We start from the raw sequence: 8490 nt of genomic DNA on the forward strand, positions 1-8490 counted from the left end.
CGGGCCGCGGCGGGCGGGTACGCCTCCGCGCGGTCGACGACCGCGGCGCGTACGGCCGGCCGCGGGCGCGGCCGGGAAGCGGACGGGCAGGGGCGGCACGGGGACACCACCACGGTCGTCCCCGTCGGCGTGAGCCGAACGGAATCAGAGAGGGGGCCCGGGCGTGACGATTCTGGAGAGGATCCGGGAACCGCGCGACATCAAGGCGCTGAGCGAGGCGCAACTCGATGAACTGGCCGGGGACATCAGGGAGTTCCTCATCCGGGCGGTGGCGAGGACCGGCGGCCACCTGGGGCCCAACCTGGGCGTGGTGGAGCTCACCATCGCCCTGCACCGGACCTTCGACTCGCCCGCCGACCGCATCCTGTGGGACACCGGTCACCAGAGCTATGTGCACAAACTGCTCACCGGACGCCAGGACTTCTCCAAACTCCGCGGCAAGGGAGGCCTGTCCGGCTATCCGTCCCGCGAGGAGACCGCGCACGACGTCATCGAGAACTCGCACGCCTCGACGGTGCTCGGCTGGGCCGACGGCCTCGCCAAGGCCGACGAGGTGCGGGGCCGGAGCGACCACGTCGTGGCCGTCATCGGCGACGGCGCCCTCACCGGCGGCATGGCCTGGGAGGCGCTCAACAACATCGCGGCGGCGCGGGACCGGCCGCTGATCCTCGTCGTCAACGACAACGAGCGCTCCTACGCCCGGACGATCGGCGGCCTCGCCGACCACCTCGCCACCCTCCGCACCACCGACGGCTACGAACGCTTCCTCGCCTGGGGCAAGGAGGTCCTCCAGCAGACCCCCGTCATCGGGCAGCCGCTGTACGAGTCGCTGCACGGTGCCAAGAAGGGGTTCAAGGACGCGTTCGCCCCGCAGGGCATGTTCGAGGACCTCGGCCTCAAGTACGTCGGGCCGGTCGACGGCCATGACATCGCGGCGGTCGAATCCGCCCTGCACCGGGCGAAGCGCTTCCACGGACCGGTGCTGGTGCACTGCATCACCGAGAAGGGCCGCGGCTACCCGCCCGCGCTGCTCGACGAGGAGGACCGCTTCCACACCGTGGGTGCCATGGACCCGCTGACCTGCGCCCCGCTCGTACCGGCCGAAGCGCCGTCCTGGACCTCGGTGTTCGGGGACGAGATCGCCGCAATCGGGGCGCGGCGGCCGGACGTCGTGGCCCTCACGGCGGCGATGCTGCATCCCGTCGGCCTGACGAAGTTCGCGCAGGCGTTCCCCGACCGGGTCTGGGACGTCGGGATCGCCGAGCAGCACGCCGCGGTCTGCGCGGCGGGCCTGGCCACCGGCGGACTCCACCCGGTCGTCGCCGTCTACGCCACCTTCCTCAACCGGGCCTTCGACCAGGTGCTCATGGACGTGGCACTGCACCGGTGCGGGGTGACGTTCGTCCTCGACCGGGCCGGTGTCACCGGCCCCGACGGGCCGTCGCACCACGGGATGTGGGACATGTCCGTGCTCCAGGTCGTCCCCGGCCTGCGGATCGCCGCCCCGCGCGACGCCGACGAACTGCGCGCCCAGCTCCGCGAGGCCGTCGACGTCGACGACGCACCCACCGTGATCCGGTTCCCCAAGGAGTCGGTGGGGGAGCGGATCGACGCCGTCGGCCGGATCGGGGGCATGGACGTCCTGCACCGGGCGGACGACCCCGATGTCCTGCTGGTGGCCGTCGGGGTGCTCGCCCCGGTGTGTCTGGGCGCCGCCGACCTGCTGGCCGGACGCGGCATCCGCTGCACCGTCGTCGACCCGCGCTGGGTCAAGCCCGTCGACGCGCATCTCGCGCCGCTCGCCGAACGGCACCGGCTGGTCGCCGTCGTCGAGGACAACAGCCGGGCGGGCGGCGTGGGCTGGGCGGTCGGCCGGGCTCTGCGGGACGCCGGGGTCGACGTACCGCTGCGGACGTTCGGCATCCCCGAGCGGTTCCTCGCCCACGGCAGACGCGCCGAGGTGCTGGCGGACATCGGGCTCACGCCGGTCGAGATCGCCGGACGGATCAGCGCCGCCCTGGCCACCCGGGGCGCGGCCGGACGGATCGAGGAGGGCACAGAATGAAGGACGACGGATCCAAGGGCTTCGACCTGGCGCGGCTCCTGGCCGAGCGCGGCGCCGAACGCTACGAGCTGCACGCGAAGCACCTCAATCACCAGCTGCCCCGCATGCTGCGCACCATCGGCTTCGACCAGGTCTACGAACGGGCCGAGGGCGCGTACTTCTGGGACGCGGACGGCAACGACTACCTCGACATGCTCGCCGGGTTCGGGGTGATGGGCCTCGGCCGCCACCACCCCGTCGTGCGCAAGGCGCTGCACGACGTCCTCGACGCCTCGCTCGCCGACCTCACCCGCTTCGACTGCCAGCCGCTGCCCGGACTGCTGGCCGAGCGGCTGCTGGCGCACAGCCCGCACCTGGACCGGGTCTTCTTCGGCAATAGCGGTACGGAGGCCGTGGAGACCGCCCTGAAGTTCGCCCGGTACGCCACCGGCAGGCCCAGGGTCCTCTACTGCGCACACGCGTTCCACGGGCTGACGACCGGCTCGCTGTCGGTCAACGGGGAGAGCGGCTTCCGGGACGGCTTCGCGCCGCTGCTGCCGGACACCGCGGTCCCGCTCGGCGATCTCGACGCGCTGGGCCGTGAGCTGCGGCGCGGGGACGTCGCGGCGCTGGTCGTCGAGCCGATCCAGGGCAAGGGCGTGCACGCCGCGCCGCCCGGCTACCTGAGGGCCGCGCAGGAGCTGCTGCACCGGCACGGGGCGCTGCTCATCGCCGACGAGGTGCAGACCGGACTCGGCAGGACCGGCGACTTCTACGCGTACCAGCACGAGGAGGGCGTCGAACCGGATCTGGTGTGCGTCGCCAAGGCCCTCTCCGGGGGCTATGTGCCGGTCGGGGCGACGCTCGGCAGGGACTGGATCTTCAGGAAGGTCTACTCCTCGATGGACCGGGTCCTGGTGCACTCCGCGAGCTTCGGCTCCAACGCGCAGGCGATGGCCGCCGGGCTCGCGGTCCTCGCGGTGATGGAGGACGAGGACGTCGTAGCGGGCGCGCGCCGCACCGGCGACCTGCTGCGCGAGCGGCTGGCCGCGCTGATCGACCGGTACGAACTGCTGCACGAGGTGCGCGGGCGGGGGCTGATGATCGGCATCGAGTTCGGCCGGCCCTCGTCGCTGAAGCTGCGCGGCCGCTGGACGATGCTGCAGACCGCCCGCAAGGGCCTCTTCGCGCAGATGGTCGTGGTGCCCCTGCTCCGGAAGCACCGCATCCTCACCCAGGTGTCGGGCGACCACATGGAAGTGATCAAGCTGATTCCGCCGCTGGTGATCGGGGAGCCGGAGGTCGACCGGTTCGTCACGGCGTTCACCGCCGTCATGGACGAGGCGCACAGCGGCGGCGGACTGATGTGGGACTTCGGCAGGACCCTGGTGAAACAGGCGGTCGCCCACCGCTGACCCCGGCCCCGGTGCCCTTGTCCGGCCGGGGTTAGGTGGGCGTGCGGTTTGCCTCTGAGGCAACAAATTTGCCTGAGAGGAAAGTTTTTGGCCCAATAGGTACATGAACACTCCGGACGGAGCGGCGGCCGACGAGCTGCCCGAGGTCGCGCCTCGCCTGCGCGACCTGCGCCGTGGCCGCGGTCTCACCCTGGAGGCCGCCGCCCAGCGGGCCGGGCTGTCGCCCGCCCATCTCTCCCGGCTCGAGACGGGCCGTCGGCAGCCGTCGCTGCCGATGCTGCTCGGTCTTGCCAGGATCTACGGTACGACGGTTTCCGAGCTGCTCGGCGAGAGGCCCCCCGAACGGGAGGCGATCATCCGTGGCGGGGCGTTCGAGGGTGCCGAGGCCGACGGCTGGCAGTACCGACGGGCGGGCAGCCCCAGCCGCGCGATGCAGGCGCTCAGGGTCCGGGTCCCGCACGGCGCGCAGGGCGACCTGGTGCGGGTGCATCCCGGTGAGGAGTGGCTGTACGTGCTCGCAGGCCATCTGCGGGTCACGCTCGGGGACACCGTGCACGACCTCGCCCCCGGCGACAGCGCGCACTACGACTCGCTCACCCCGCACCGTCTCACGGCCCTCGACCGTGACGGCGCCGAGCTCCTCTTCGTCCACACCCTGCTGCAGAGCCCCGCCGCCGAGCTGTGCCTCGGCGACGGTATCCACCGCCGCTGAGACCGGCCCCCGGCCGGTCACCAGAGAGGACCGCCATGTCCGATTCAGAGAACTTCGACCCACTGGGGTCGAGCAAGAAATACGAGGCCCAGGAGCGCAAGTTCCCGCGCGGCGTCGTGATCCGGCTGATCGCCTATCTCATCGCCGGGCACGTCTTCGCGGCCTTCCTCTACATCCTCTTCGCGGTGGCCGGCAAAGGCTGACCACCGCGGCCGAAGGGCGGCTGCCGTCAGACCGATTCGAGGAGCCGGTCGCGCAGCCGCTCACGGGTCTCGGGGGACAGCCCCAGACCCTCCTCCAGATAACGCTCCGTGCCGCCCCAGGTCTCCTCGATGGTGGTGAACGCCGCGGAGAGGTAGTCGCGGTGCGCGCCGAAGAGCGGATTGAGCAGTTCCAGCACCTCGGCCGACATGCCGTTCGCCGAGGTGTCGCTGCGGCGGATCCGGTAACGGCGGTGCGCGTCGTTGGACTTCAGGTAGTCGGCCTCGATGGCGTCGCGTTCGACGCCGACCGCGAGCAGTGACACGGCGATCGACAGACCGGCCCGGTCCTTGCCCGCCGCGCAGTGCATCAGCGCCGGAACGCTGTCCTCGGCCAGTGCGTGCAGCACCCGGCTGTGCTCGGTGGTGCGCTCCAGGACGATCGAGCGGTACGAGGCGATCATCCGGTCCGCCCCCCTCCCGTCGGCGAGGAGCGAGCGCAGCTGGTCCAGGTCGCCGTCGCGGACCATCCGCCAGAACTCTGCACCGTCCGCCGGGTCGGAGAGCGGGATGCTGAGATTCCGTACACCCGGCAGCTCCACGTCCAGCCCGTCCAGCCGGCGGTCGGCGGCGTTGCGGAAGTCGAAGACGGTGTGCAGCCCCAGACCGGCCAGGAAGGCGGTGTCCTCGGCGGTGGCGTGCGCGAGATGCCCGCTGCGGAAGAGCCGCCCGTACCGCACCCGTCGGCCGTCCGCGGTGGGCAGGCCGCCCACGTCACGGAAGTTGCGGACACCCGCGAGCTCGGGTTCCGTCGGCGGGATCTGCGGCAGCTGCTGCGTCACAGTGACTCCTGGGGTGTCCGGCCGTCGGTGCGAGTCGCCGACAAGGCCACTCCTGCGACGATACGACATCGGTTCCTCAGGCAATCATTTCGTCCTCCTCCCTGTCGAGACCCGTGTCAACCACCGTGCCTCCGAGGCGAATTCGCCCCGATTCTTTGTCAGTCGACGTTGCCCGGCCGCTCGGTGATGGTTGACGATGTGCGGAACTGTTCGAATGTGGGGATTTCGTGGTCGAGGCGGGCGACACGGGCCGGACCTGGCTGCTTTCCGGGGCGAGCAGCAGCTAGTGCCGCGGCAGGCAACGTTTGCCCGTCAAGGAGCGCGTCCGGTACGTGCTCTCGGTGTGCCGGCCGGAAGCCCTCGTACTGGATGTACTTGGGATTTCGGCCGGTGCGGCGAGAGGGCGTGCCGGGCGTCGCGACGGGGCGAACGTTGCCTGATGCGGCACGCAGGCACTGCGGCTCACCGAACGGGACGAGCTGCTCCATCTGCACCGGGGGCCACGGATCCCGCTCGCCGCGGCCGAGGCCCTGGCCGCCGCGCCGGAACCACCGGCCAGGGGTTCGAGTCACCGCTCGACGGACGCGAGGAGTACCCGGTCGAGGGCAGTGCCTGGTTCGTGCGGCCCGCCCTCTCCGTCCGTACCGCCGAGGTCCGCGGCACCGAGTGGGTCTTCGCCGACGCCGCCGTGGACGGCGACGAACTCCGCGTCGGCTGCACGGCCCGAAGCCCCTGGCCGACGAAGTGCGCGCACTCGGCATGCAGTTCGGAATCTGGGTCGAACCGGAAATGGTCAATGCCGACAGTGATCTCTATCATGCGCATCCCGACTGGGTGCAGCATTTCCCGGGAAGGACGCGGACGGAGTTCCGTCATCAACTGGTCCCCAATCTCGCCCGGAGCGATGTCCGGGAGTATCTCTGGGAGCAACTCGACGCGCTGCTCTCCGATACGCCGATCGAGTATGTGAAATGGGACTTCAATCGCAGTTTCACCGATGCGGGATGGCCGGGCGAGGACTATCCGCGGAAACTCTGGGTCGAGCACGTCGACGGTCTGTACGCGCCGATCGACCGGCTGCGGGCGGCACACCCCTCGGTGGCCTTCGAGTCCTGCTCGGGCGGCGGCCGGATCGACCTGGGCATCCTCTCCCCGTACGGACCAGGTGTGGACCTCGGACAACACCGATCCCCTTGACCGCTTCGCCATTACAGGAGGGGTTCAGCCAGATCCGCCCGGCCCGGGTGATGGCCGCGTGGGTCGCGGACAGCCCGAACGTGCAGCTCGACGACAGGGTCGGCTCGCTGCCGCTTCGCTTCGTGAGCGCGATGGCCGGGGTGCTCGGGGTGGGCGGGAATCTCGCCGAATGGAGCGAGGCGGAACTGGCCGAGGCGCGGAACTGGGTGGATCTCTACAAGGAGATCCGGCCGGTGGTGCAGCTCGGGGCGCAGTACCGGCTGCGTTCCCCGCGTGGCGGCCTCGGCGCGGCCCCGTACGTCCGCGGGGAGGAGGCCGTGGTCCTGATGTGGTTGGACAGGCAGCGGTACGAGGAGCGGCCGCCGGCCCTGCGGCTGCGGGGGCTCGACCCGTCGGCGACCTGCGTGTGCCGGGACACGGGGGAGGTGCACCACGGTTCGGTACTGCTTCACCAGGGGCCGCGGGCGGGGTTGCGCGGGGGACCTCGACGCGCGGGTGCTGAGGCTCCGTCGCGCATGACATCAGCTGAATGTCCGTATTGAGGGCATTTGTTGGCGTGTGCCCAAAATCATTCCGCCGGGAGATTCCTCCTCGTGAGCGGAATCATATCCGTGACCGAGCGTACCGGCGGGCCGATCGGATATTCCTTATGTGGCGCGGAAATTCAAGATCCCGGATCCACGGAGGGTGACCGGAATTCCGCGCCGAATTCTCGGCGCGGATTCCTCTCCGGAATCGGCGGCTTGTTCTCGGTCTCCGGCTCGCCTACGGTCACCGTCAATCCGGACGGACCGCCCAATCCTGCCGCCGGCCGGATATCGCACTCACTCGACGCGTGGCAGGAGCGGGGGAACCAGGTAGGCCGCCGACCGGCGAAGACCGGTCGGCTCGGGGTGAAGTCGCGCTTGCCGCGGCCGGGCATCTCCAGCCCGAACCCGACAGCTCACCTCGCAGGCGCCGGAGAGGAAGCGCATCATGCCCATCTCGGGTAAGCACCGTCGTACCAAGTCCAGCGTGATCGCCCGCGGTGTCGCCGCCGTGAGCACCGGCGGCGCCGTCATCGCCCTGCCGCTGCTCGGCGCCACCGGCGCCCACGCCGCGCAGCCGGCCGCCCCGGCCGCCGCGCACACCGTCCCGGTCCAGCGGGTCGCCCAGGAGCCGGCCGCAGCCACGACGTACTCCGTCGTCCCCGGCGACTACCTGTCGAAGATCGCCGCCGAGCACGGTGTCGAGGGCGGCTGGCAGAAGCTCTACCAGGACAACCGCGAGGCCATCGGCGCCGACCCGGACCTGATCCGCCCGGGCACCGAGCTGGCGCTCGGCGGCGAGGCGTCGGCACACGTCGCGCCCACCGGCGCGGGCGCGGGCTCCGTCCTTCCGTCGAAGGTCCCCGCGGTGCCGTCGAAGCTCGTCCAGAAGTCCGCCCCGGCCTCGTCCGCCCCCGCGAAGACGAAGACCTCCGCCCCGGCCGCCGCGAGCACCGCCTCCGGCTACGTCCACCCGGTCCCGGGCAACCACACCACCGGATACCGGGCTTCCGGATCCAACTGGTCCAGCGGCAGCCACAGCGGAATCGACTTCCCCGTCTTCACCGGCACCAGCGTGAAGTCCATCACCGCCGGCACGGTCGTCACCGCCGGCTGGGGCGGCGCCTACGGCAACCAGGTCGTCGTCAAGCACGCCGACGGCCGCTACTCGCAGTACGGGCACCTGTCCTCGATCTCCGTCTCGGCGGGCCAGTCCGTGAGCACCGGCCAGCAGATCGGCCTCTCCGGCTCCACCGGCAACTCCACCGGTCCGCACCTGCACTTCGAGGTCCGCACCGGCCCGGCGTACGGCTCCGACATCGACCCGGTCGCCTACCTCGCGGCGCACGGCATCTACGTCTGATCCAAGCCGACCGGGCCCGAGCCGAACGGTCCGACGACCGGAGCGGCCGGGTCCGGCCCGGACAACGCGGAGGGGGGGGGGGGGCCCCCGCGCCCCCCCCCCCCCCCCGGGGGGGCGCCCCCCCCCCCCCCCCCGGGGGGTGTATAAACCACCCCCCACCCCCCAAAAAGGGGGCGCGGGGGGCAAAAAA

The 8490-nt window shown here is 71.2% G+C and carries 7 protein-coding genes, 1 pseudogene and 1 riboswitch; of the genes and pseudogenes, 6 read left to right on the plus strand and 2 right to left on the minus strand.

Annotated features, from left to right (window positions below):
• Positions 1–163 precede the first annotated feature (163 nt).
• The 4 genes from dxs (at position 164) to ACFYY6_RS24285 (ending at position 4374) form a co-directional block, all read left to right on the plus strand.
• Positions 164–2065, plus strand: a complete 1902-nt coding sequence (dxs, locus tag ACFYY6_RS24270) for a 1-deoxy-D-xylulose-5-phosphate synthase (protein WP_389195072.1) — start codon at positions 164–166, stop codon at positions 2063–2065.
• The gene (locus ACFYY6_RS24275; RefSeq protein WP_386608739.1) at positions 2062–3459 is read left to right on the plus strand and encodes an aspartate aminotransferase family protein; all 1398 of its coding nucleotides are present in this window, start codon (positions 2062–2064) and stop codon (positions 3457–3459) included. Before dxs ends, ACFYY6_RS24275 begins: the two co-directional genes overlap by 4 nt.
• Positions 3460–3562: 103 nt before the next feature.
• Positions 3563–4171 carry a helix-turn-helix domain-containing protein gene (locus tag ACFYY6_RS24280; RefSeq protein WP_386608740.1) on the plus strand — a complete coding sequence of 203 codons (609 nt, stop codon included), beginning with the start codon at positions 3563–3565 and terminating at the stop codon, positions 4169–4171.
• A gap of 35 nt (positions 4172–4206) precedes the next feature.
• Positions 4207–4374, plus strand: a complete 168-nt coding sequence (locus ACFYY6_RS24285) for a DUF6126 family protein (protein WP_351525450.1) — start codon at positions 4207–4209, stop codon at positions 4372–4374.
• 26 nt (positions 4375–4400) lie between these two features.
• Here ACFYY6_RS24285 and ACFYY6_RS24290 read toward each other — a convergent pair whose 3' ends face one another.
• Positions 4401–5213 carry a tyrosine-protein phosphatase gene (locus tag ACFYY6_RS24290; protein ID WP_386608741.1) on the minus strand — a complete coding sequence of 271 codons (813 nt, stop codon included), beginning with the start codon at positions 5211–5213 and terminating at the stop codon, positions 4401–4403.
• 158 nt (positions 5214–5371) lie between these two features.
• Positions 5372–5701: a hypothetical protein gene (locus ACFYY6_RS24295; protein ID WP_386608742.1), complete on the minus strand. Its 330-nt coding sequence runs from the start codon at positions 5699–5701 to the stop codon at positions 5372–5374.
• Between the two features lie 232 nt (positions 5702–5933).
• On the opposite strand from ACFYY6_RS24295, the pseudogene ACFYY6_RS24300 reads away from it, so the two are divergent.
• Together ACFYY6_RS24300 and ACFYY6_RS24305 are read left to right on the plus strand one after the other, a co-directional pair.
• Positions 5934–6929: pseudogene (locus tag ACFYY6_RS24300) on the plus strand (alpha-galactosidase); the annotation flags it as partial.
• 296 nt (positions 6930–7225) lie between these two features.
• Positions 7226–7380, plus strand: a riboswitch (cyclic di-AMP (ydaO/yuaA leader).
• Between the two features lie 5 nt (positions 7381–7385).
• The gene (locus ACFYY6_RS24305; protein WP_351526108.1) at positions 7386–8300 is read left to right on the plus strand and encodes a LysM peptidoglycan-binding domain-containing M23 family metallopeptidase; all 915 of its coding nucleotides are present in this window, start codon (positions 7386–7388) and stop codon (positions 8298–8300) included.
• The last annotated feature ends 190 nt before the right edge of the window (positions 8301–8490 follow it).

Source organism: Streptomyces sp. NPDC001750 (assembly GCF_042892615.1).
In the GTDB taxonomy this organism is placed as follows: Bacteria; Actinomycetota; Actinomycetes; order Streptomycetales; family Streptomycetaceae; genus Streptomyces.

Coding starts and splice junctions, on each gene's coding strand:
- ACFYY6_RS24275 (WP_386608739.1), top strand. CDS start 2,062: ATGAAGGACGACGGATCCAAGGGCTTCGACCTGGCGCGGCTCCTGGCC.
- ACFYY6_RS24280 (WP_386608740.1), top strand. CDS start 3,563: ATGAACACTCCGGACGGAGCGGCGGCCGACGAGCTGCCCGAGGTCGCG.
- ACFYY6_RS24285 (WP_351525450.1), top strand. CDS start 4,207: ATGTCCGATTCAGAGAACTTCGACCCACTGGGGTCGAGCAAGAAATAC.
- ACFYY6_RS24295 (WP_386608742.1), bottom strand. CDS start 5,701: ATGGAGCAGCTCGTCCCGTTCGGTGAGCCGCAGTGCCTGCGTGCCGCA.
- ACFYY6_RS24305 (WP_351526108.1), top strand. CDS start 7,386: ATGCCCATCTCGGGTAAGCACCGTCGTACCAAGTCCAGCGTGATCGCC.